This window comes from Thiomicrorhabdus xiamenensis, assembly GCF_013282625.1.
Lineage (GTDB): Bacteria > Pseudomonadota > Gammaproteobacteria > Thiomicrospirales > Thiomicrospiraceae > Thiomicrorhabdus > Thiomicrorhabdus xiamenensis.
The window spans coordinates 1,276,043-1,299,013 of the sequence record NZ_CP054020.1 but is presented as its reverse complement, the minus strand read 5'-3'; the positions used below and the strand labels follow the sequence as shown (position 1 = coordinate 1,299,013).

The 22,971-nt window shown below is 47.2% G+C and carries 18 protein-coding genes and 6 tRNA genes; 4 read left to right on the top strand and 20 right to left on the bottom strand.

The genetic code is table 11. The features are described 5' to 3' along the window. Positions 1–259 precede the first annotated feature (259 nt). The 9 genes from HQN79_RS05935 to gyrA all read right to left on the bottom strand — a co-directional run bounded on the left by HQN79_RS05935 (position 260) and on the right by gyrA (position 11,679). On the bottom strand, positions 260–565 hold the full coding sequence (locus HQN79_RS05935) for an integration host factor subunit beta (RefSeq protein ID WP_173284993.1): 306 nt from the start codon (positions 563–565) through the stop codon (positions 260–262). Between the two features lie 142 nt (positions 566–707). Continuing rightward, positions 708–2,369, bottom strand: a complete 1,662-nt coding sequence (rpsA, locus tag HQN79_RS05930) for a 30S ribosomal protein S1 (RefSeq protein WP_173284991.1) — start codon at positions 2,367–2,369, stop codon at positions 708–710. Positions 2,370–2,581: 212 nt separating this feature from the next. Further along, positions 2,582–3,247 carry a (d)CMP kinase gene (cmk, locus tag HQN79_RS05925; RefSeq protein ID WP_202984541.1) on the bottom strand — a complete coding sequence of 222 codons (666 nt, stop codon included), beginning with the start codon at positions 3,245–3,247 and terminating at the stop codon, positions 2,582–2,584. Between the two features lie 11 nt (positions 3,248–3,258). After that, positions 3,259–4,596, bottom strand: coding sequence for a 3-phosphoshikimate 1-carboxyvinyltransferase (aroA, locus tag HQN79_RS05920; RefSeq protein ID WP_173284987.1), 1,338 nt, complete (start codon positions 4,594–4,596; stop codon positions 3,259–3,261). A 74-nt stretch (positions 4,597–4,670) separates the two neighbouring features. Next, positions 4,671–5,549, bottom strand: a complete 879-nt coding sequence (locus HQN79_RS05915; RefSeq protein ID WP_173284985.1) for a prephenate dehydrogenase — start codon at positions 5,547–5,549, stop codon at positions 4,671–4,673. 20 nt (positions 5,550–5,569) lie between these two features. Next, positions 5,570–6,688: a histidinol-phosphate transaminase gene (gene hisC, locus HQN79_RS05910; protein ID WP_173284983.1), complete on the bottom strand. Its 1,119-nt coding sequence runs from the start codon at positions 6,686–6,688 to the stop codon at positions 5,570–5,572. 29 nt (positions 6,689–6,717) lie between these two features. Further along, positions 6,718–7,830 carry a prephenate dehydratase gene (gene pheA, locus HQN79_RS05905; RefSeq protein ID WP_173284981.1) on the bottom strand — a complete coding sequence of 371 codons (1,113 nt, stop codon included), beginning with the start codon at positions 7,828–7,830 and terminating at the stop codon, positions 6,718–6,720. Between the two features lie 86 nt (positions 7,831–7,916). Continuing rightward, positions 7,917–9,005 carry a 3-phosphoserine/phosphohydroxythreonine transaminase gene (gene serC, locus HQN79_RS05900; RefSeq protein ID WP_238843441.1) on the bottom strand — a complete coding sequence of 363 codons (1,089 nt, stop codon included), beginning with the start codon at positions 9,003–9,005 and terminating at the stop codon, positions 7,917–7,919. A 67-nt stretch (positions 9,006–9,072) separates the two neighbouring features. Next, entirely contained in the window at positions 9,073–11,679 is a 2,607-nt protein-coding gene (gyrA, locus tag HQN79_RS05895) for a DNA gyrase subunit A (RefSeq protein ID WP_173284979.1), read from the bottom strand. Between the two features lie 279 nt (positions 11,680–11,958). Between gyrA and ubiG the strand changes: the two genes are divergently transcribed. Genes ubiG through HQN79_RS05880 form a run of 3 tightly spaced genes read left to right on the top strand, consistent with a single transcriptional unit; the run spans position 11,959 to position 14,110 of the window. Beyond that, on the top strand, positions 11,959–12,690 hold the full coding sequence (gene ubiG, locus HQN79_RS05890) for a bifunctional 2-polyprenyl-6-hydroxyphenol methylase/3-demethylubiquinol 3-O-methyltransferase UbiG (protein ID WP_173284977.1): 732 nt from the start codon (positions 11,959–11,961) through the stop codon (positions 12,688–12,690). A gap of 32 nt (positions 12,691–12,722) precedes the next feature. Continuing rightward, positions 12,723–13,397 (top strand): HAD family hydrolase, encoded by a 675-nt coding sequence (locus HQN79_RS05885; protein WP_173284975.1) that lies wholly within the window; start codon positions 12,723–12,725, stop codon positions 13,395–13,397. A gap of 14 nt (positions 13,398–13,411) precedes the next feature. After that, positions 13,412–14,110 carry an SDR family NAD(P)-dependent oxidoreductase gene (locus HQN79_RS05880; RefSeq protein ID WP_173284973.1) on the top strand — a complete coding sequence of 233 codons (699 nt, stop codon included), beginning with the start codon at positions 13,412–13,414 and terminating at the stop codon, positions 14,108–14,110. A 48-nt stretch (positions 14,111–14,158) separates the two neighbouring features. On the opposite strand, the gene HQN79_RS05875 is transcribed toward HQN79_RS05880, so the two are convergent. From HQN79_RS05875 to HQN79_RS05860, 4 genes are read right to left on the bottom strand one after another with little or no spacing between them, the layout of a single operon-like run. Further along, a complete protein-coding gene (locus HQN79_RS05875) occupies positions 14,159–15,823 on the bottom strand; it encodes an ABC transporter ATP-binding protein (protein WP_173284971.1) in 1,665 nt (554 codons plus the stop codon). A 41-nt stretch (positions 15,824–15,864) separates the two neighbouring features. Next, a complete protein-coding gene (locus HQN79_RS05870; protein ID WP_173284969.1) occupies positions 15,865–17,283 on the bottom strand; it encodes an ABC transporter permease in 1,419 nt (472 codons plus the stop codon). After that, positions 17,280–18,257, bottom strand: a complete 978-nt coding sequence (locus tag HQN79_RS05865; protein ID WP_173284968.1) for an ABC transporter permease — start codon at positions 18,255–18,257, stop codon at positions 17,280–17,282. Before HQN79_RS05865 ends, HQN79_RS05870 begins: the two co-directional genes overlap by 4 nt. After that, positions 18,257–20,518 carry an ABC transporter substrate-binding protein gene (locus tag HQN79_RS05860; RefSeq protein WP_238843440.1) on the bottom strand — a complete coding sequence of 754 codons (2,262 nt, stop codon included), beginning with the start codon at positions 20,516–20,518 and terminating at the stop codon, positions 18,257–18,259. The genes HQN79_RS05865 and HQN79_RS05860 overlap by 1 nt, the downstream gene beginning before the upstream one ends. Positions 20,519–20,782: 264 nt before the next feature. On the opposite strand from HQN79_RS05860, the gene HQN79_RS05855 reads away from it, so the two are divergent. Next, on the top strand, positions 20,783–21,559 hold the full coding sequence (locus HQN79_RS05855; RefSeq protein ID WP_173284966.1) for an enoyl-ACP reductase FabI: 777 nt from the start codon (positions 20,783–20,785) through the stop codon (positions 21,557–21,559). A gap of 326 nt (positions 21,560–21,885) precedes the next feature. On the opposite strand, the gene HQN79_RS05850 is transcribed toward HQN79_RS05855, so the two are convergent. From HQN79_RS05850 to HQN79_RS05820, 7 genes are all read right to left on the bottom strand, one after another. Then, a tRNA-Asp gene (locus HQN79_RS05850) sits at positions 21,886–21,962 on the bottom strand. Positions 21,963–21,970: 8 nt separating this feature from the next. Then, positions 21,971–22,046, bottom strand: a tRNA-Val gene (locus tag HQN79_RS05845). Positions 22,047–22,101: 55 nt separating this feature from the next. Continuing rightward, a tRNA-Asp gene (locus tag HQN79_RS05840) sits at positions 22,102–22,178 on the bottom strand. Positions 22,179–22,186: 8 nt separating this feature from the next. Then, positions 22,187–22,262 (bottom strand) — tRNA-Val (locus HQN79_RS05835). Between the two features lie 88 nt (positions 22,263–22,350). After that, positions 22,351–22,427, bottom strand: a tRNA-Asp gene (locus HQN79_RS05830). Position 22,428: 1 nt separating this feature from the next. Further along, positions 22,429–22,504, bottom strand: a tRNA-Val gene (locus HQN79_RS05825). Between the two features lie 121 nt (positions 22,505–22,625). Beyond that, entirely contained in the window at positions 22,626–22,898 is a 273-nt protein-coding gene (locus HQN79_RS05820; protein WP_173286989.1) for an HU family DNA-binding protein, read from the bottom strand. Between the last annotated feature and the right edge of the window lie 73 nt (positions 22,899–22,971).

Below are 22,971 nucleotides of genomic sequence, written 5' to 3'. Positions count from 1 at the left end.
AATTGATAGAGGCGCTCAATATCAGAAAAAGATTGTTTTCTAATAACCCTGAGCAGAAAAGGTATTCGGGCGGATAAAACTGTATTTACGATGCGTTGTGAAGCACTTGCATCACACTTTTAATCTATTAATAAGCCTATCAGCAGGCTCAATATTCACGACTTTCTGTGATAAGCAAGATAAAGAAGAAATAAAAAAGGCCACAAACGATAAAACGCTTGCGGCCTTTAAGACTCTCAATCAAATTGAGAGCTATAGATCAGGCTAGAATGTCAGTATTGTCTTTGGAATCATTGACACGCTCTCTTAAAGCCTTACCAGGCTTGAAGTGAGGTACTCTTTTATCCGTCAGTTCAACTGTTTCCCCTGTTTTGGGATTTCGTCCCACTCTCGCTTTGCGATGATGAAGACTGAAACTTCCAAAACCACGAATTTCAATTCGTGAACCTTGCGACAAAGTATCGATCATTGAATCGACAATTTGATTAACAGCCAGCTCTACATCTTTTTGCGAGAACTGAGTCTGTTTGCGAGCAATTAACTCAATCAGTTCTGACTTGGTCATTTGATTTCACTCTTATCTTATTACTAACAAAAAGAGAGTTTATAAAAACCCCATCATTTAGACCAAAAAGCCTCTAAAACCAATAACTTAAAGAAATCTGTTCTAGAGGCTTAATAAATTAGAGAACCTAATTTATTTCAGATTACATCTTGTCCTTAAGAAGGTCACCAAGAGTATTACCAGTAACAGCCTGCTGTTCAGTGTAACCTTTGATCGCTTCTTGCTCTTCGTGAGCTTCTTTCGCTTTCACAGATAGTGAAAGTGAACGGTTTTTACGATCAATGTTGGTGATCTTCGCAGTAACTTCTTCACCTTCGCGAAGAACTGAAGATGCATCACGAGTATCTTCAGCAAGCTCAGAAGCGCGAAGGTAACCTTCAACTTCAGGAGCTAGGTCGATAACCGCACCACGCTCGTCAACAGACTTAACAGTACCAGTTACAATTGAACCTTTACCATTAGATGCAACAAACTGTCCGAATGGATCTTGTTCTAGCTGCTTAAGGCCAAGAGAGATACGCTCACGCTCAGGATCGATAGAAAGGATGATCGTTTCTAGCTCATCACCTTTTTTGAATTCGCGGATCGCTTCTTCACCTGGTTGGTTCCAAGAGATGTCAGTCAGGTGAACCAGACCGTCGATACCACCGTCTAGGCCGATGAAAATACCGAAGTCAGTGATCGACTTGATGCTACCGGAGATTTTGTCACCTTTCGCATGAGTCGCTGAGAAACCTTCCCATGGGTTAACAGTGCACTGCTTGATGGATAGAGAGATACGACGACGCTCTGGATCAACATCAAGAATCTTAACTTTAACATCTTCACCAAGGTGAACCACTTTAGATGGGTGGATGTTGCGGTTAGTCCAGTCAAGTTCAGAAGTGTGAACCAGACCTTCAATGCCTTCTTCGATTTCGATGAATGCACCGTAGTCAGTGATGTTAGCCACTTTACCCATAACCTCAGCACCGATTGGGTAACGTGCAACCATATCTGCCCATGGATCTTCTTCAAGCTGCTTAAGACCAAGAGATACGCGGTTACGCTCTTTGTCGAATTTAAGAACTTTAACTTCTAGCTCATCACCAACCTGTACGATTTCAGATGGGTGAGAAACACGACGCCACGCCATATCAGTGATGTGCAGAAGACCGTCAACACCACCAAGATCGATGAACGCACCGTAGTCAGTAAGGTTCTTAACGATACCTTTAAGAACTGAACCTTCTTCCATGTTCGCAAGAATTGCTTCACGCTCAGCAGAAGATTCTTGTTCGATAACTGCACGACGAGAAACTACAACGTTGTTACGCTTACGATCCAGCTTAACTAGCTTAAGCTCAACTTCTTTACCTTCAAGGAAACCGAAGTCGCGGATCGGACGGATATCCACAAGTGAACCAGGTAGGAAACCACGAACACCTTCAACATCAACTGTAAGACCACCTTTGACCTTACCAGTAACCATACCCTTAACGATTTCACTTTCTTCCATCGCTGTTTCAAGGCGGTCCCAAGTCTTAGCGCGTTTTGCTTTTTCACGCGACAGACGAGTTTCACCCATACCATCTTCTAGGGTCTCAAGGTAAACTTCAACTTCGTCACCAATAGCAACTTCAAGCTCACCTTCAGCGTTTAGGAATTGTGATTTTGGAATAGCTGATTCAGATTTCATACCTGCATCAACTAAAACGGCTTCTTTATCAAGACCAACAACGGTACCGATGATTAGTGAGCCGGTTTTAAATTTGTCTTCTTGCAAAGACGCTTCAAATAGTTCAGCGAAAGATAATTCACTCATGGATTTTATTACCAAATAGTTTCTCAACCGCCTGCCACTGCGCATGGGAGTTTTCGTGGAACAGTCGGGTCAGTTAACGATAAACCAGCCTTCCCAAGAGCCGATTTTATAAAAAAACAAAACCCCAGATTCAATGAAACCCTGGGGCAATTAAATTCATTTCAAAATCAAACACTTAACTAAAAATATCTGATTTTTTATGGCAAAAAGCGTTATTTCAAAATACCCTTTTCCCATAAAATAGATTCCGCTTTTTGACACACTTCATCAATCGATAAATCTGATGTATCAATCAGCATGGCATCGTCAGCCGGCTTAAGTGGCGCCGTCTTACGATTGGCGTCACGCTCGTCTCGAGCCTTGATGTCCTGAATAATTTGAGCGATATTAGCATCATTCCCTTGGTTTTTCAACTGTTTAACACGTCTTTCCGCTCGAATTTCTGCTGAGGCCGTTAAAAACAGTTTAACCGGTGCCTCCGGAAAAACGACGGTTCCCATATCACGTCCATCGGCAATCAACCCCGGCTCTTGTGCAAATGCCTTTTGGCGCTCCAGAAGTGCCTGTCGCACTTCTGGAATGGCGGCGACCTTGGAAGCCACCGCTGCGACGTCTTCTGTACGCACCTTAGAGGTGATATCATCGCCTTTATACAGAATACTGGTCGCTTTAAATTCAACCGGCAGTGTCTTGGCCAATTCGCTCAATGCTGCCACATCTTGCAAATCGATTCCATCAGCGATCACGCCGTAGGCCAGTGAACGGTAGATCGCCCCACTATCCAAAAAATGAAAACCGGTCTTACAGGCCAGCCATTGCGCCAAAGTCCCTTTACCGACACCGCTCGGGCCGTCAATCGCAATAATGTTTTTTGTCATACTCATAATGATCAGGCTTCCTTAGCTTCGACCTGCATCCCGACCTGGTTAATCAGATCAAGGAAAATAGGGAAGGAGGTGTTCACATTTGCGCAATCGTCAATAATCACCGGTGCCTTGGCTTTAAGACCGGCAATCGTCATCGCCATAGAGATTCGATGATCATGATGACTTTGAATCTCCCCTTTCTGCGTACATTGTTCGCCACCGTTAATCACCATTCCGTCCGGCGTTGGCTGGGCGTCAATTCCCAAAGCCTGTAAGGCGTCCGCCATAACTTGAATGCGATCGGACTCCTTGACGCGCAACTCTTCAGCACCGGTTAGCACCGTCTGACCTTCTGCAGCAGAAGCCGCGACAAACAATACCGGGAACTCATCAATCGCCAGCGCTACCAACTCTTCAGGAATTTCAATTCCTTTCAATGGCGCATATTTAATATGTACATCTGCTACAGGTTCACCTCCGACTTCGTGGAAGTTTTCCAGAGTCAGATCTGCGCCCATTAATTTAAGAATATCGATGATACCGGTACGTGTCGGGTTCATTCCAACGTGCTCGATCACAAGGTCAGAGCCTTCCGAAATTGCGGCCGCAACCATAAAGAAAGCAGCCGAAGAGATATCGGACGGTACGTCGATATGGCAGGCCGTCAACTTACCGCCGCCCTGAAGGCAAGCCTTGGTTTGCTGTGCATCGATTTTTTCCGATTTCACTTGATACCCAAACCCATTCAGCATTCGTTCGGTATGATCTCGAGTCGGAGCAGGTTCCAAAGCGCAGGTTGTACCATCGGCATACAGGCCGGCCAGTAAAACACAGGATTTAACTTGAGCACTCGCCATTGGCAAGGTGTAATCAAGTGCTTTCAATGGATGAGCGGAACCTCTGATCACCATCGGCAAAGTACCGCCTTCCTGGGTTTCAATCACCGCACCCATTTCAGTTAACGGATCGACAACACGCTTCATAGGGCGTTTTGAGAGTGAAGCATCGCCGACCAGAGTCACATCAAAATCCTGTCCGGCAATAATCCCTGCCAGCAGTCGCGTTGAAGTACCGGAGTTCCCCATATCCAAAGGCTTGTTCGGTTTTTGCAACCCTTTCAAGCCGACACCATGCACGGTTACCTTACCGTTTTCCGGCCCATCAATCTGCACACCCATTTCACGAAATGCATTTAATGTCGCCAATGCATCGGCCCCTTCCAGAAAACCGGTTACGGTTGTGGTTCCTTCGGCAATCGAACCAAGCATAATGCTTCGGTGCGAAATCGATTTGTCACCCGGAACACGAACTCGGCCCTGAATTTTCCCACCGGGCTGTACATGAAACTGAATATTGGCCATAGTTTAATTCTCTGTCATTCTTAAAACTTAAAATTCAATACGTTAGCAGCATTACATTACAAACCCTGTAATCTTTAATCCTGCTTGTTCACTATATGTTGGTCGCGGGCCTGCTTGGCTGTCGTAAAGAGTTCATACAAGGCTTCGGCATCCTGCTTTTCAACCAGCTCAATCATGCCGCTTAAATAGTCGCGATATTCGGTCATCCATTTGGCAATCGCCTGATGATTATAGATGGAAATATCACGCCACATAGTGGCATCGCTGGAAGCGATTCGGCTGAAGTCTCGGAAACCGCCCGCCGTGTATTTAAAGACGTTGCCAAGTTCCGGATGTTCATGCAACATCTCCACCAAAGCAAAGGCCAAAAGATGCGGCAAGTGCGAAGTGGCCGCAAAGACTTCATCATGAAAGCCCGCGCTCATTACTTCGACACGAGCGTCCAATGCCAGCCATAATTTTTTAACCGTCTCCACTGCTGCAGATGACGTGCTTTCGGCAGGAGTCAGAATCACTCTGTGGTCAACAAAGAGCTGATCGTCGGCCGCAGCAACACCGCTCTGCTCTTTACCGGCGATCGGGTGCCCCGGGACAAAGTTTTCAGGCAGATAACCGAACACTTTCGTGACTGCATCGATTACGCTCTGCTTTGCTGACCCGGCATCGGTAATAATCGCAGACTGAGGAATATGCGGCCGCAGACTTTCCAAAACCGGCTGCATGGCACCCAAAGGCACGGCGAGCATAACCAGATCACAATCCTGCATCGCAGTTTGGATATCGGTACTGTACGAATCCACTACTTGCAGATCGACAGCCATTTTAAGGTTTTCTTCGTTGTTACCGAAGCCGTGAATCTCTTTTGCCAATCCGAGCTGTTTGATGCCCTTGGCAAAAGAACCGCCGATCAAACCGACTCCGATCACGGTAATTTTATTAAGTACGGTACGCATTTTTAAATTGTCACTTCCCGTTACAGCACTTTATTCAGAGCGCCCATAAAGTGGCTGTTCTCATGATTATTACCGATCGAAACACGTAAGAAATTTGCCATGCCGTAATTCGCCAACGGGCGCACAATTACGCCTTCATGCAGGAGTTTGTCGTAAATCTCCATGGCATTTTCGCCAAATTCAATGGTCAGGAAGTTGGCATAAGACGGGATAACCTTCAAGCCTTTGGCTTCGACGGCCGCACGAATCTGCATCATCCCCTGATCGTTTATACGCAATGATTTAGTGACAAACTGCGGATCCGTCAATGCGGTCATAGCGGCGACCTGAGCATAGGCGTTGACACTGAACGGCTGACGTAACCGACTGATGTACTGAAGAATCTCTTCACATCCCAGCATATAGCCGATACGTAGTGAGGCCAATCCATAAGCCTTGGAAAAGGTACGCGAAACCAGCAGATTCGGATAGTCACGGAAATACTCCGCACCATTCGGGTAAGAACCGTCGCGACAGGCGTTTTCAGCATATTCCAGATAGGCCTCATCCAGTACCACTATAACGTTCTCCGGAACCTGAGAAATAAAGGCTTCCCACTCATCTCTTCTGAACAAGGTTCCGGTCGGATTATTTGGATTAGCTACATAGATAATTTTCGTTTTCGGCGTAATCGCTGCCAACATTGCCTGCAGATCATGCCCGTAATTTACCGCCGGGACTTCCACCGCCGTGGCGCCGACAATTTGAGCAGAAATCGGATAGACCGCAAAACCATATTGTGAATAGATAATTTCGTCACCGGGACCGGCGAATACACGAGCGACCAGCTCCAACAATTCGTTAGAACCGTTACCTAAAGTGACTTCACTCATATCAATCTTAAGAAATTCAGCCAGTTTAGCGCGCAAATTATGCCCGTCCGCATCCGGATAGCGCGACATTTGATTAGCGAAATTAACCAGTGCAGTCGCTACCTTGAGACTGGATCCCAGAGGATTTTCATTGGATGCCATTTTGGAAACATAGCTGACTTTATATTCACGCTTTAATTGATCAATCGGCTTGCCTGGTTGGTAAGGACTGACATTAGTAACTGCTGGCTGCACCAGATCGATAAACTTTTCTGAAGTTTCACTCATAGCCTAATCGTTTCTTTGTTTGTCTATAGTTATAGTGGAGAGATGGGAAAAGAGCCCAGAATTTTGACGAAAGCGGCCTGTTCTACGACCTCCTGCAAAGCTTCCTTGAGATTTTCATCATGCTGATGTCCGATCAGGTCGATAAAGAAAACATAATCCCAGTTTTTACTTTTCGATGGTCGGGAAATAATGCGCGTCATATTAATGTGACGCTTGGCAAAAGCATCGAGAATCTTTAGCAGCGCACCCGCTTCGTTCTTAATCGAGAGTACCAGAGCGGTTTTGTCTTCGCCGCTAGGCTCAACATCCTCTCGACCAAGAACCCAGAAGCGTGTGGTATTCGCCTTGGAATCGGAAATATGATATTCCAGAATCGGCAACTGATAGAGATCCGCAGCCTGCTCCGAAGCAATCGCCGCTACCGACGGATCTTCCTGAGCAATTTTAGCCGCTGCGGCATTTGAACTGACCGCTTCAAGCTCCGCCCATGGAAGGTTATTCTTCAGCCATTCGCGGCATTGTCCCAACGCCTGCTGATGCGCAAGTACCTTAGAAACCTTATCGCTTGAAGTGGCATGAGACAACAGACAGTGATCTACCGCCAACTCCAACTCACCGGAAACCTTGAGGCTGCTTTTCAGAAGTTCGTCCTGAGTCGCCTTAACTTCACCTTCCGTAGAATTCTCGACCGGCACGATACCGTAATTGACTTCGCCTTTTTCGACAACCGAAAAAACCTCTTCAATACTGGATACCGCGACCGGATGTGCTGCCGTACCGAACTGTTTTATGACGCTGGAATGCGAATAGCTGCCTTCCGGCCCGAGGTAAGCAACACTGATCGGCTGTTCCAGAGCCAGACAGGTCGACATGATCTCACGGAACAACTTCGCCATCTCTTTATCCGGTAACAGACTGTCGTTACGCTCTTTAACCGCACGCAAAACTTGAGCTTCACGCTCAGGGCGATAAAAAACCGCATCCACTTTCCCACCTTGGGTTTTTATTTCAGCAACCTTATGCGCACAGGCAGCACGCTCACCGATCAATTGTTGAATCTGTTGATCGATTGCATCGATTTGATTGCGGATTTCAGTCAATTGTTCCTGTTCGGAAACGGATTGGGCAGTTGTTTTCGTCATAACTTACATAAATTGATTCGGTTTATTAAACAAAAGCAATGCCGAAGCATTGCTTTTGCGGTTAGGAGCACACTGGAAAACAGTTTTTAAGCATGCTGTAAAGCAAAGCTCTGCATAAAGTCGATCAATGCATCGACGCCTTCTTCCGGCATAGCATTATAAATACTTGCACGCATGCCACCAAAGGCTCTGTGACCTTTCAGGCTTAACAAGCCGGCTGACTTGGACTGCTCAAGAAACTTCGCATTCATCTCTTCGGATGGCAATTCAAAGGTAACATTCATCCACGAACGTTCTGAAGGATCAATACGATTATGATAGAAATTGGAGGCATCAATATAGTCATACAGCTTTTGCGCCTTGCGTTGATTGATCGCCTCAATCGCCTGAATACCGCCCAGTTCTTTAATCCATTGGAAAACCAGACCGGCAAGATACCAGGCCCAAGTATTCGGTGTATTAAACATCGATTCGTTTTCCGCATAAGTCGACCACTTCATCAAGGTCGGGCAATCTTCACGTTCGTGACCGATCAAATCGTCCCGTACAATCAAAATCGCCAGGCCGGCCGGGCCGATATTCTTCTGAGCACCCGCGTAAATCATGGCATATTTGGAAACGTCGATTTGACGGCACATGATGTTCGAAGACATGTCGGCAATCACGGGCTTGCCCTGAGCAAATACCGCCTCCAGCTGTGCGTCCTGAAATTCCAGACCGGTAATGGTTTCATTCGAACAGATGTGAATGTATTTCGCATCGTCACTAAACTTCCATTCCGATGCATCCGGAATCTTTGTCGGATTCGATTCACCACCGGCAACCAGATTGACATTAACAAAACGGCGGGCTTCTTTAATCGCTTTAGAAGACCAGACACCGGTATCAATGTAATCAACCGTATCACCTGGTTGAGTCAAGTTCATTGGGATCGCCGAAAACTGCAGAGAAGCGCCGCCGTGCACAAACAAGACTTTATAGTTATCCGGAATCGCCATAATTTCACGCAGATCGGCTTCCATCTGGTGAGCCAGAGCCATGTAGTCCGCACTACGGTGGCTCATTTCCATAACCGACATCGTGGTGTCATTCCAGTCAAGGAATTCCGCCTGTGCTTTACGCATCACCGCTTCCGGCAGCATTGCCGGTCCCGCACTAAAATTAAATGATCTCATAATCGTTATTTTCTCTTAAAAAAGAGTCGCAACCTTTTGATTTCACAGGTTACGACTGGCTGTTACTCTATTCCTGTTCTTTATCTTCCGAGCTTTCGGTTGCCACTTCCGCCGTATCGAGATTTTCTTCATCAAGCAACTCATCGTCGTCTTCAACATCGACAACAGCGATATCAACTACAGCCTCGCCGGCGCCCACGTTAATCAGCTTAACGCCCTGGGTATTTCGGCCAACAATCGAGATTTCACTGACGCGGGTACGAACCAGAGTACCTTTGTTGGTGATCAGCACAATTTCCTGTTCCGGTGTAACCGCAACCGCCTTGACAACTATACCGTTACGCTCGGTGGTTTTGATGGAAATCACTCCTTGACCGCCGCGGTTGATTGTCGAGTAATCATCCACCGGGGTGGATTTACCGAAGCCGTTCTCGGTTGCTGTCAAAATCAGAGTATCCTGCTTAGCGACCTGCATACTGATAATGTTGTGTCCTTCGGCAAGTTTCATTCCACGAACACCGCGAGCAGTACGCCCCATTACACGAACATCATCCTCTTTAAAACGGATCGCCTTACCGATATCGCTGAACAGCATAATTTCCTGCTGACCGTCAGTCAGAGCCGTGCCGACCAGTTCATCGTCATCCAGAAGATCTAGAGCAATAATTCCGTTGGCACGCGGACGCGAGAAGTCTTTAAGAGCAACACGCTTAACAACCGCATTTTTGGTTGCCATAAAGACAACGCGCTCGTCATCAAACTCATCCACCGGCAATACCGAAGTAATCAGTTCGCCTTCTTCCAGTGGCAATACATTAACAATCGGTTTACCACGACTGCCGCGACTGGCTAATGGCAACTGCCAGGTTTTCTGCCAGTAAAGCTTACCGCGGTTTGAGAAACACAGCAGCATATCATGCGTACTGGCGACAAACAGCTGCCCAACTTGATCTTCTTCCTTCATCGCCGTCGCGGATTTACCGCGACCGCCACGACGTTGCGCGCGGTAATCACTTAGTGGTTGCGCTTTAATATAACCGTCCTGAGAGATGGTTACGATACGATCTTCTTCTGCAATCAGATCTTCTGCATCCAGATCCTGATAAGAGTGGTCAATTTCGGTACGGCGTCCGTCACCGAAGTTTTCCACGACTTCGACCAATTCCTCTTTGACCACTTCGGTCAAACGATCCGGGTTACGCAGAATTTCAAGGTATTCAGCAATCTTGGCAATCAATTCTCGGTATTCGTCAAGAATCTTATCCTGTTCCAGACCGGTCAGACGGTGCAGACGCATTTCCAGAATCGCCTGAGCCTGAACCGGGGAAAGTTTATAGATAGCACCTTCGGCGCCAAATCCTTCCGGCAAGTCTTCAGGGCGGACATCCGCCATTTCGACACGTTCCAAAAGATCGACAACAGAACCGATCGGCCAGTCGCGGTCGATCATGCGCTCTTTAGCCACCGCCGGGCTTGGAGAAGCCTTAATCAGTTCGATCATTTCATCGATATTGGTCAGCGCAACCGCCAAACCTTCAAGAATATGTGCTTTCTCGCGCGCTTTGCGAAGTTCGTAAATCGTACGACGGGTAACCACTTCGCGGCGGTGCTTAACAAACGCTTCGATAATCTGCTTAAGGTTCAACAGTTTCGGCTGGCCGTCGATCAAGGCGACCATATTGACACCGAAAACAGTCTGCATCGACGTCTGCTTATAGAGGTTGTTAATGATAATTTCCGGAACCTCACCGCGACGCAGTTCGATAACGATACGCATACCGTCTTTATCCGACTCATCACGCAGACCGGTAATTCCTTCGATTTTTTTCTCTTTAACCAACTCGGCGATTCGCTCGATCAGCTTCGCCTTGTTGACCTGATAAGGAATTTCGTTAACCACAATTTGCGATTTGCCGCTCTTGTCAGTTTCAATGGCGGTTTTTGCACGAATCTGCACACGACCGCGGCCGGTTTCATACGCCTGACGAATGCCGGCACTACCGTTAATAATTCCGTGAGTTGGGAAATCCGGCCCAGGCAGATATTCCATCAAACCAGAAATGTCAATTTGCGGATTGTCGATATAGGCCAAACAGGCACTGACGGTTTCCGTCAGGTTATGTGGAGGAATATTGGTCGCCATCCCGACCGCGATCCCGGAGGAACCGTTAACCAGCAGGTTCGGAATTCGCGTCGGAAGAACATCCGGCTCGCTCTCGGAACCGTCATAGTTTTCCGAGAAATTAACCGTTTCCTTTTCAAGATCGGCCAGAAGCTGGTGAGCGATCTTCGCCATACGGATCTCGGTATAACGCATCGCTGCTGGAGAGTCACCGTCAACCGACCCGAAGTTACCCTGTCCGTCCACCAGCATATAACGTAATGAGAACGGCTGAGCCATACGAACGATCGTATCGTAGACAGCCGTATCACCGTGCGGGTGATACTTACCGATTACATCCCCGACGATACGTGCGGATTTTTTGTAAGGTTTGTTGTAATCGTTCTTCAATTCGTTCATCGCGTACAGTACGCGACGGTGAACCGGCTTAAGACCATCTCGAACGTCGGGAAGCGCACGCCCGACAATAACACTCATGGCATAACTTAAATAGGACTGCTCCATTTCATCTTCTAGAGCAATTGGGATAATCTCTCGTGCAAATTCCGCCATTAGCTATTCACTTTATTTTTATGACAAACAGATTAAAAATCTAATTATAGCTATATTCGCCCTTTAAAGCGACGTTTTCGGCTTATAAAATCTTTCTCGTCACCCTGTCGAAAAATCAAGAAATCTTCACAGCGAGGCTTATTTTTCGTCTAACTGCATTTAAAGCATTTTTTAACCTATTTATACACGAACCGTTATAATTTGACCCCTGAACCCGTTCAGCTTATCTGGCCGAACGCCGTTGAGCGATATGCACTTTATATATTTCCAGGACAGAGTATGACCTCCGAACCGATTACTGAACAGCACAGTAAGGATAATGCAGACCAGCAAGAACTGGATAATTTCAACCGTTTATCGAGCACTTGGTGGGACGAAAACGGTGAATTCGCTGCATTGCATAAAATCAATCCCTTCAGAATCGAATTTATCAAACGCTGGCAGTCTATTGAAAATCAATCCGTTTTGGATATCGGCTGCGGCGGCGGAATCCTTTCCGAAGCCTTAGCCAGAGAAAATGCCGATGTTACCGGAATCGACCTTGCTCAGGAAGTTCTCACGGTTGCCCGCCTGCACAGCCTTGATCAGGAAGTTAAGGTCAACTACCAGCTTATCAGTGCCGAAGACTATGCGGCACAAAACCCAGGCAAGCACGATGTTGTAACCTGCATGGAGATGCTGGAACACGTTCCTGACCCGCAATCGATTATTCAAGCGGCTGCGAATACGGTCAAACCAGGCGGTTGGGTTTTCTTTTCGACCTTAAACCGTAATTACAAAGCCTACCTGCTGGCAATCCTGGCCGCAGAAAACGTCTTGAACCTGGTTCCTAAAGGAACCCATACCTACGACAAGTTCATTACCCCTGCAGAGATGGATGCCATGGCACGCAAATCGGGTCTGCAACTAAAAGACAGCGCAGGCATTGAGTTCAATCCGCTACTCAATCGCTACGGCCTCAACGATAAACTGGACATCAACTACCTGCTGGCCTACCAGAAAAATTATTAAAGCGTTTTAACGTATACACTCAAGGATTATTTGTGGACACTTCCGCTCACGACATCAACTGCGTCCTGTTCGACTTGGACGGTACCTTACTGGACACCTCGTATGACTTTGCTTATGCAATGCATTTGACGTGCGAGCATTTCAATCAGAAGACACTACGCTATCAGGATTTACGTAAAACCGTTTCGCAGGGAGGACTGGCGATGACCAAACTGGCCTTCCCCGAACTAGAAGGCGAGGAACTGGAACAACGCCGCCAATTTTTTCTGGATGTCTATTTCAATAATATCGACCGCCATACCCGTATATTTCCGGGCCTTGAAAGCGGCCTCGAACATTTGGCTAAAAAAGACGCCTCATGGGGAATCGTGACCAATAAGCCAACCTGGTTGACGGAAAAACTGTTGCAGAACGTCTATTTTCCAAGCACACCTAAAACCGTTATTTGCGGTGACACACTGGCGGTAAGAAAGCCTTTTCCCGAACCGATGCTACTGGCAGCAAAAGAGTGCGGCAGCGCACCGGAAAATTGCATTTACCTGGGCGATCATCCACGTGATATCGAAGCAGGCATTAACGCCAAAATGATGACTGGTGCCGCCCTGTTCGGCTACCTGCCGGAACAGGCCGAAGACAAAGACTGGCCCGCCGATCTGTTTTTCAACACCCCGTATGAAATCAGTCAATTTATCGAAAACCGGTTTTAATTGAAGAGTAGCTTATGAAAACACATCTGATTACCGGTGCCGCAAACGGCCTCGGACGAGAACTGAGCCGCCAACTGATCGCTCAAGGTGACAGCGTCATTCTTCTGGACAAGGATATGAAGCCGCTGGTTCAGCTGTATGACGAACTTGAAGAAATCGCTCCACAAAAAGCGTTTCTCTACCCGATAGATCTGCTCGGCGCGAATATCGACCACTATAAAGAATTCGGTGAAATCCTGACAAAAGAGTTCGGCGAGCTGGACAGTGTATTCCTGAATGCAGCCATCCTTCCGGCCTTTACCCCGATTGAGCATTTCGACTATACCCAGTGGTATGAAGTGCTGCATACGAACCTGAATGCCCATTTTCACATTATCCAGCAGACTTTGCCTCTGCTACTGAAAAGTGGCGGAAATCTGGTCGCGGTTTCGGATTCGGCGGTTCACGAAACCCCTGCTTTTTACGGCGCCTATGGGGTCGCAAAATGCGGTCTGGAGCAACTGATGCACAGTGTCGCCGCGGAAAACAGCGCCAGTCGCATGCACTGTTTTATTGCTGAGCTAGGGGCTTTTGCTACGGAATCCCGTGGCCGCCTTTTTCCAGGAGAAAATCCGACGCAGATCACCAGCGCCGAAAGCATGGTTCAGGCGCTCTTAAGCCAGATGCAGGCTCATACGCTCCTGCAGGGCAAAGCGACTTTAATCAATTTGTAATGCAATCAAAACAATACAGCCTGTTGTAACTACTGCTCACAGAGCAGTTCAGGCTGCATCCAACGCTTTGCGAACCAGCTCAGGAGCTGAAGCCAACAAGGCTTGTGTATACTCATGCTGCGGTTGGCGCATTACCTGATCAATTTCGCCCTGTTCGACAATCCGCCCTTGCTGCATCACCGCGACACGATGGGCGATGGTCGGCACAATCGACAGATCATGGGTAATAAACAGATAGGAAATCCCGTATTCCTGCTGCAAATCATGCAACAACTGCAATACTTGTGCACGCACGCTGACGTCCAAGGCACTGGTCGGTTCGTCACAAATAATCAGCTCCGGCTCGACGGCCAAAGCACGTGCAATACCGATACGCTGACGCTGACCGCCGGAAAATTCATGCGGATAACGATCCATATGCTCGGGAAGCAACCCGACTTGCATCAACAGTTGCTCGATTCTCTGATCCTGTTCATCACGAGCTTTCGGGCCGACTTTGAGACTATTCATTCCCTCGCGAATAATTTCGCTGATAGTCATACGCGGATTCAGCGCAGAAAACGGATCCTGAAAAATAACCTGTACCTTTTTGCGCATCGGACGCATTGCGGATTCCGAAAGCGAGTTCAGGAAGACCGGTACCATAGCGTCATTCTGGCCAGCCACTGACTCTTTCTGAAAGTAGATAACGTCGCCGTCCGTTGCCCTTGTCAGGTTTAAAATCGCCTGGCCAATTGTGCTCTTACCACTTCCTGACTCCCCGACCAGTGCCAGCGTCTGTCCTTTCGGTATTTCTAAATCTACCCCATCAACCGCTTTAACATAACCGACAGTGCGCTGGAAGATCCCTTTCTTAATCGGGAAATGCACTTTGAGCTGCTCGAGTTTAAGCAAAGGTTCGCTGACGGTCTGTACACGCTCATGCCGTTTAGGAATCGCGTCGGCAAGCAGTTTTTGGGTATAGCTGTGACGCGGGCTTTTGAAAAAGCGTTCTTTATGCGCCAGTTCCACCAAAGTCCCTTGCTTCATGACCGCAATGGTATCCGCCATTTCATGTACCACACCCATATCGTGGGTAATAAACAGTATGGAAAGCTTGCGCTCCTCGCGGATTTTTTTAAGCAGCTGCAATACCTGCGCCTGAATCGTAACATCCAGGGCGGTTGTCGGTTCATCGGCGATCAGCAGATCCGGCTCGCAGGCCAAAGCCATGGCAATCATAACCCGCTGTTTCTGCCCGCCGGAAAGCTGATGTGGATACCAGTTGTAACGCTGTTCGGGCTCGGGAATACCGACTTCTTCAAATAACTCAATTACCCGGCTACGAGCCGCCTTGGAGCGTAAATGCAAATGTACTCGCAAAACTTCGGCAACCTGAGCACCGACTGTCATCACCGGGTTAAGCGAAGTCATCGGCTCCTGAAAAATCATTGCGACTTTTTTGCCGCGCATCGATTGCATCTGCGCCTCGCTCAAATCGAATAGATTCTGATCTTCCAATTCAATCGAACCTTCGGTAATCTGCAACGCCTGAGGCAGAAGACGCATAATCGCCAGTGAGGTCAGGGATTTTCCGCTGCCTGACTCTCCAACCAAGGCAAATATCTCACCTTTATGAATATCAAAAGTCACCTTGTCGACCAGCTTTTTTCCTTGAGCCTCAACGGAAAGGTTTAAAACGCTCAAAACCGGAAACTCATAACTTTTTGGCATTTTTGTCAACATAAAGCAGCAAGCCTTTTATCAAAGTGAATTTAATGGGCGCGAGGGTCAAGTACCCACTGCACACGGTCGGAAAACAGATTGGCCGCCAGTACCAGAATAAACATAAAACCGAAGGCCGACGCCAGAGACCACCAGACCATCGGCTCGCGAGCCATTTCCAAGCGTGCCTGATTGATCATATTTCCCCAACTCGGCGTAGTCGGGTCAACCCCAACTCCGACATAGGACAAAACGGCTTCGGCCAGAACCAAACCACTGAAGTCCAGCACCAGAGCGATCAATACCAAATGCATCAGGTTCGGCATAATATGCCGTCTGATAATACTAAAACCGCCCAAACCGAAGGCTTTGGCTGCAGCGACATATTCGACCTGGGATATTTTCAAGGTTTCCGCACGCAAAAGACGACATAGGCCTGTCCAACTGGTAATACCGAGAATTAAAATCAAAAACAGTAAACGCATGTCGGCACGCTCCTCTGTGGAACCGAACCAGTCACTATGCGTATTGAGGATCGATTGCATAACCAATACCGCCGCAGCGATCAATAACACGCCGGGAATCGAATTTAAAGTGGTGTACAGGTACTGAATAATGTCATCAATCCAGCCTTTAAAATAGCCCGCGGATATTCCGAGAATCAAGGCCAGAGGCAGCATGACTAGAGTCGTCAGTAGACCGATCATCACACCGGTACGAATCGCTTTAATTGACTGATACAGAACATCCTGTCCGACCTTGTCGGTACCCAATACATGATAGTAATGGCTCAGATAAAATAACCAGGTCAACACAAATATGACAGTCAATAAAGCGAGGTAGAAACTGTTCCACGGCAAAGGCTCGATTTTTACGGTGATATCCCTGAATATGTAAGCTTTAATGCGGAAATAACCGTGAACCACCCAGATGGCCAGGGTGATGAAAAAACTCAACACCAGCGCATAAATGCTTTTGATTATTACATCCTTGAATATTTCATCCGGGTTATCAAGATGCTGACCGGCGTACTGAAGCGGTTTGAATTGCTGTTCAACACCGTTTTCGGTATAGACGATCGAACTGCTGTATTCCTGCAGCGCAAAAGGTGCGGAATAAGTTCTTTCGGTAGACAAAATAAGATGCTGGGAGAAAAGATCCAGCAGACTGAGTGTTTTGCCGTGCAATTGTGGATCAACCCAGTCTTGAAGATAAGGATTTATGTAACTGGCAACAGGCCCTTGCTGAAGCGTTTGCTGAGGGTTTATTTTAAAGTGGACCGAGTCGAGCAATGCCAGTGAAAAATAAGTACTCAAAACAACCACCGCAGCCATAGCGATCTTGGATTGAAAAATTTTTCGCCATTGCTTTTGTGACTGCGGCGAACGACGGATCGAACGCCAGCCGAAGATAAAAACCATCAGCAGTAACCATAAAAGAAAATCGGTCCATAACCACACCATTGTCATGACAGCTTCACCCTCGGGTCAAAAATGGTATAGGAAATATCGGTCAGTACCAGACCGAGGATATACAAAACCGAACCGATAAAGACCATCGCCTTGACGATTCCGAAATCCTGCGCATTGATTGCGTCAATGGTATAACTGCCCAGCCCGGGAATTCCAAAAAACGATTCCATAATCAGGCTCCCCATAAACAGCGTCGGTATCACTACGACAACACCGGTAAGGATAGGCAGCATGCCATTACGTAAAACATGTCTGAACAAGACTTTTATCTCATCCAGCCCTTTGGCTCGGGCGGTACGAATATAATCTTTATTCATCTCTTCCAGAAAAATACTGCGATACCAGCGGATTCCGGTTCCCAAGCCGGCAAACACCCCGATCAGAATCGGCAAAATCAAAAACTTAATGCCTTCCACTCCTGGCTGATAACCTGAAATCGGCACCCAATGCCACAACTTACTGAAAAGCACCTGCCCGGCAATAATATAAAACAGACCGGAAATCGACATAATGGTCACCGCCAGCATCATTGTTGCGGTATCCAGTACAGTACCGCGGAACAGCACTACCAGCAGTGCAACCGAAATGGCGGTAAATAGACCGAGAATAAAGGTCGGCAAAGCGATCGCCAGCGACGGCCACATACGCTCGTAAATATCTGCCGAAATTTGTCTGCCGGCATCCGACTGCCCAAAATCGAATTTAAACAACTTAATGGATTCCTGAGTAAACAAGGTATCGGTAATCTGCGCGATGCCCTCGGCTTCAAGATTGATAAATAATGGCTTATCGTACCCTCTTTCCTGCTTCCAGGCGGCAATCATTTCCGGTGTCGTCTGCTTGGCTCCCAGTTGCGCGCGCGCCATATCATCCGGTGTATTGACCATGAAAAAAAGCGCAAAGGTTATAAAGTTCACCCCGATTAGAATCGGAACGGCGTACAGCACACGGCGTACAATATAAGCAAACATCAGCGCGCAACTCCCTTCTTCGACACGTTGATCTTAGCCTGCTGACGTTTTTCATAGCCTCGGACTAAGGGATATACGGAAATCACCAGCAACAACATCACCAAACCAATTGGCCAGAGGACAGGTTTGTTCCATTCGAGCTGTTTATCGCTTCGCTGCTGAACATCCAAATTACGATATTTCAAAGTATTGTTTGCCAAAGGATTGGCCCAGACATTCTGCAACCAGGAATGATACAAAGCCAGGGCTTTCGGGTGAAAACCCCAAACCCAAGGGGAATCTTTTCTCGCAATTTCAACCATTTGCTGGACAATCTTAAGTCGTTCTTCACCATTCGGAAGTCGCTTCATCTGCTGGAATAACTGATTAAATTGCGGGTTGTCGTAGTTGGCGCTGTTAATTCCGGCACCGTTGGTATGAATCGCGGCATTGCCTCCATAGAGCAGAAACAAAAAGTTTTCCGGATCCGGATAGTCGGCATTCCAGCCCCAGGAAAATAGCTGAACCTTGGCACCGCGTACCTTGCTTTGAAAACGGTTATAGTCCGTTGCACGTATAACCAGTTCAATTCCAAGTTTGGCAAACTGCTTCCGATACCAATTCAACTGAGACTGACTGTCTGGGCCGGTCGCTGCGGTATCATAGAAAAGTTTTAACGGCGTTCCATCTTGCTGTTTACCATCCGGATATCCTGCTTCAGCCAATATTTTTTTCGCCGTGTCTATCGCCTTTCTCTGGACTCGATCCGCTTTCTTCTCATACACATAAGGATTAAAGCGTTCTTGATCGAAACCGAAAATGCCTGGAGGAATCGGTCCCTGTGCAGCAATACCGCGACCATTGAGAAAGATCGAAATATACTCTTCATAATTGATCGCAATACTGATTGCCTGACGCAGCTTCTGCTGCTTTTCCGAATAACCGCCGACCACAGGATCTGCCATATTGAAACCGAAATAAAAAATCGTCGGCTGAATCGCATTGATGAACTGAATGCCTTTTTGCTGCATTTGCGGTGTCAGCGACATATCTCCGCCGCCGGAGACGCTGACGGCTTGATCAAAACTCTCCGAGCTGACACCGCTGGCATCGTAATACCCCTGCAAAAACTTATTCCATAAAGGCACACTTTCCTTTTCCAGAGTATATACCGCCTCATCAATAAGTGGCAGTTGCTTGCCGGCGTCATTCAACAAGTCAGGATCAGCATCTTTTGGCAGGCCTTCTTGCGGAAAATATTCGGCATGGAAATTAGGATTTTTTTTCAACCTCATGATCTGATTAGGATTATTCTCGGCGAGATAGAAAGGACCCGTTCCGACCGGAGAGGTATCCAGTGTAATATTGCGCTCAACCAGTAGCTGCTGTTTATAAAACTTGTCTGCCTCCCAGGGAATCGGAGCAAAGAAATTCATTGTCAGCCAGTACAGGAACTGGGGATAAACGCCATGGATACGGATACTGAAATGAAAATCGGAGTACACCTGAACGCCATCTATTGAATAAGCATTCAGGTCAAAATAACGGTTTTTGACTGTAGCGCCATTTTCTTGCAGCAATTGCTGATAGTCATTGGTTACCTGATCGGAAAATGCATCTAAACCGATAATATACTGTTTCATCGTATCGAGAATCGGCGAATGGTTCTGCCTTAACGCCATGCGCTTTATCGCATACACATAATCCTCGGCACGCAGATTTCTACTGGCGGTATATTGAAAATCGTTAATCGATTCGATGCCCAGAAGATCCTTTTCACTGAGCGAGTGGTAACGGTACTGATCGCCCTGCTTGGCAAATGCAGGATGCGGTTGAAAACGGATATCCTGTTTTAAATGGAAATGGTACTCGGTATAAACCGCATTATCCTGCTCACTTTGATCCAGTTTATTCCCATCTTCAGCCAGATAGAAAATCTCCGGCATATTATCCAGCGTTAAAGGCTGTAAAGCATAAGGACGTTTGAAATAATGGTATTGCAGTGGCGGTTCGTAAATTTGCGAGAGAAACGACCATTCGTTCGAATTATAGGAGATAACCGGGTCAAGATGTTTTGGTGGTGAGCTGAAGGTACTGTAGAGGGTTTTTCCGTTACTGCTGTTTGCCGGATAAGGATTGTTCCAATCGGCTGATACAGATGATGTATTGAGGACAAAAGACAGCAGCACAAACAGTAGAATGAACCCAAAAACATTGACACCAGTATTGGATCGGCCCGTATCAGAAATATCCATTTTCTGTCGTAAAACAGCACTTGCCATTCTGCTCTGTAATTCCATTACCAAACCACTCGCATCCTACTTTAATGGGTTTTAGAAGCTTCACTTCTCCAGAACCTGCCAACGCACTCTTCCGGTTCCATTTTTACTGATTTTTTACCCGTTTTTTCGTATGAAACAAAGGCATTATAACGAATAATTTGGCGTTATAATGCTCATAAATTCATATTCAGGCCCTTATTTAAGGCCGATGAATCAGAAACAAATTTTAAAACCCAAGACAAATTCAATCATTTGGAGAAAACTATGGGATTCCTTTCAGGGAAAAAAGCCTTAATTATTGGTGTCGCCAATAACAAATCGATCGCCTACGGTATTGCTAAGCAGATGCACGAGCAAGGTGCCGAAATCGCCCTAACCTATCAGAATGACAAACTTAAAGGGCGTGTTGAAAAAATCGCTGCTGAACTGGGCTCCGATCTGATCCTACCTCTGGACGTTGCAGATGACGCACAAATCGACGCCGTCTTTGCCGAACTGGGTAAACAATGGGACGGTCTGGACATTCTAGTCCACTCGGTTGCATTTGCACCGCGTGAAGAACTTGAAGGCCGCATGATCGACGCTTCGACCCGTGAAGGATTTAAAATCGCCCACGACATTTCCGCATACAGCCTGACGGCGTGTACCAAAGCTGCCCATGAAATGCTTAAAGCGAATAACGGTTCCGTTCTGACGGTTTCCTACCTTGGTGCCGAGCGCGCAGTTCCGAATTACAACGTAATGGGGATTGCCAAAGCATCGCTTGAAGCAACCGTTCGCTATCTTGCTGCAGACCTTGGTCAGGAAGGCATTCGCGTTAATGCTGTTTCTGCGGGACCGATCCGTACGCTGGCTGCAGCCGGAATCAAAGACTTCCGTACGATGCTGGACAAATCCGCTGCGGCCACACCACTGCGTCGCAATGTAACCATCGAAGAAGTCGGTAACACAGCTGCCTTCCTATGCTCTGACCTTGCCTCCGGTATTACCGGTGAAATCACCTATGTAGATGGTGGTTACAACGTCACCGCATCAACCTGATTCGATTGCATTTCGTATCAGAAACAAAAAAACCGCCTTAACGGCGGTTTTTTATTATCCGATACCTGGATCGACATATCTGGCTATTTCGGGGCAACAACACCCTTTTATAATCTCTGGCAACGGATAGCTTATGAACAAGCTTAATCCAGCATCTCAATTATACTGGCAACCTTCTTATCATCACCATAGCCTGCAAAAATACTAAACACTGAATCGTAAAGACAACTAAAGAGCAAAGCCTAGTACTGGGCCAGACAGCGTGGTAATAACGATTATGACTCGTTAAGCGATGCATGAATTGGTGTTGAAATATAGGGAAATAATGGCGGAGCGGACGGGATTCGAACCCGCGACCCCCTGCGTGACAGGCAGGTATTCTAACCAGCTGAACTACCGCTCCGAATTGTATGGTGGGTGATACTGGGCTCGAACCAGTGACCCTCGCCTTGTAAGGGCGATGCTCTCCCAACTGAGCTAATCACCCAGAATAGATTTTGTTTGCAGTAACAAACAGCGGACATCTGGAAGTCCGGAAATAGTGGCGGAGCGGACGGGATTCGAACCCGCGACCCCCTGCGTGACAGGCAGGTATTCTAACCAGCTGAACTACCGCTCCGAATTGTATGGTGGGTGATACTGGGCTCGAACCAGTGACCCTCGCCTTGTAAGGGCGATGCTCTCCCAACTGAGCTAATCACCCGGAGTGAAGGCAAAATACATTGCCTTTCAACCGAATGCAAGTTTACGAACTTGCATAAAAAAACGAGTTATAAACTCGTTTCAGAAACTGGCGGAGCGGACGGGATTCGAACCCGCGACCCCCTGCGTGACAGGCAGGTATTCTAACCAGCTGAACTACCGCTCCGTGGTGGGTGATACTGGGCTCGAACCAGTGACCCTCGCCTTGTAAGGGCGATGCTCTCCCAACTGAGCTAATCACCCAATTAGACTGGCTTTCAACCGTTTTGGTTAAGTGCCTCGCTAATTGATGTGGCGTATTATAGGGTGTTCGGAGAGCATGTCAAACGTTTTTTAAGACTTTTTTACGGTTTTATTTACCGACTTAATTAACCGCGTCTTTAAGTGCTTTACCTGGCTTGAATTTTGGAACCTTAGCCGCAGGAATCTGCATCTCTTTACCTGTTTGCGGGTTACGACCAGTACGCGCAGCGCGCTCACCAACAGCAAAAGTACCAAAACCTAGAATGGCAACAGAATCGCCAGAGCTTAGTGCTTTAGTGATCGCGTTAACAGTCGCATCCAATGCTTTACCTGCATCCGCTTTAGTTAGTCCTGATTCTTCTGCGATTGCACTGATTAGTTCAGATTTATTCATCATTTTCTCCATGAGTTTTCGTTTTATAGTATCCAGCTGAAAAGCTTTAGCATTTATAGCAATCTAGACTCTA

What these genes read in the sequence shown, in the direction of transcription:
- HQN79_RS05935 (WP_173284993.1), bottom strand. Translation starts at nt 565, where the DNA reads ATGACCAAGTCAGAACTGATTGAGTTAATTGCTCGCAAACAGACTCAG.
- rpsA (WP_173284991.1), bottom strand. Translation starts at nt 2,369, where the DNA reads ATGAGTGAATTATCTTTCGCTGAACTATTTGAAGCGTCTTTGCAAGAA.
- cmk (WP_202984541.1), bottom strand. Translation starts at nt 3,247, where the DNA reads ATGACAAAAAACATTATTGCGATTGACGGCCCGAGCGGTGTCGGTAAA.
- aroA (WP_173284987.1), bottom strand. Translation starts at nt 4,596, where the DNA reads ATGGCCAATATTCAGTTTCATGTACAGCCCGGTGGGAAAATTCAGGGC.
- HQN79_RS05915 (WP_173284985.1), bottom strand. Translation starts at nt 5,549, where the DNA reads ATGCGTACCGTACTTAATAAAATTACCGTGATCGGAGTCGGTTTGATC.
- hisC (WP_173284983.1), bottom strand. Translation starts at nt 6,688, where the DNA reads ATGAGTGAAACTTCAGAAAAGTTTATCGATCTGGTGCAGCCAGCAGTT.
- pheA (WP_173284981.1), bottom strand. Translation starts at nt 7,830, where the DNA reads ATGACGAAAACAACTGCCCAATCCGTTTCCGAACAGGAACAATTGACT.
- serC (WP_238843441.1), bottom strand. Translation starts at nt 9,005, where the DNA reads ATGAGATCATTTAATTTTAGTGCGGGACCGGCAATGCTGCCGGAAGCG.
- gyrA (WP_173284979.1), bottom strand. Translation starts at nt 11,679, where the DNA reads ATGGCGGAATTTGCACGAGAGATTATCCCAATTGCTCTAGAAGATGAA.
- ubiG (WP_173284977.1), top strand. Translation starts at nt 11,959, where the DNA reads ATGACCTCCGAACCGATTACTGAACAGCACAGTAAGGATAATGCAGAC.
- HQN79_RS05880 (WP_173284973.1), top strand. Translation starts at nt 13,412, where the DNA reads ATGAAAACACATCTGATTACCGGTGCCGCAAACGGCCTCGGACGAGAA.
- HQN79_RS05875 (WP_173284971.1), bottom strand. Translation starts at nt 15,823, where the DNA reads ATGCCAAAAAGTTATGAGTTTCCGGTTTTGAGCGTTTTAAACCTTTCC.
- HQN79_RS05870 (WP_173284969.1), bottom strand. Translation starts at nt 17,283, where the DNA reads ATGACAATGGTGTGGTTATGGACCGATTTTCTTTTATGGTTACTGCTG.
- HQN79_RS05865 (WP_173284968.1), bottom strand. Translation starts at nt 18,257, where the DNA reads ATGTTTGCTTATATTGTACGCCGTGTGCTGTACGCCGTTCCGATTCTA.
- HQN79_RS05860 (WP_238843440.1), bottom strand. Translation starts at nt 20,518, where the DNA reads ATGGCAAGTGCTGTTTTACGACAGAAAATGGATATTTCTGATACGGGC.
- HQN79_RS05855 (WP_173284966.1), top strand. Translation starts at nt 20,783, where the DNA reads ATGGGATTCCTTTCAGGGAAAAAAGCCTTAATTATTGGTGTCGCCAAT.
- HQN79_RS05820 (WP_173286989.1), bottom strand. Translation starts at nt 22,898, where the DNA reads ATGAATAAATCTGAACTAATCAGTGCAATCGCAGAAGAATCAGGACTA.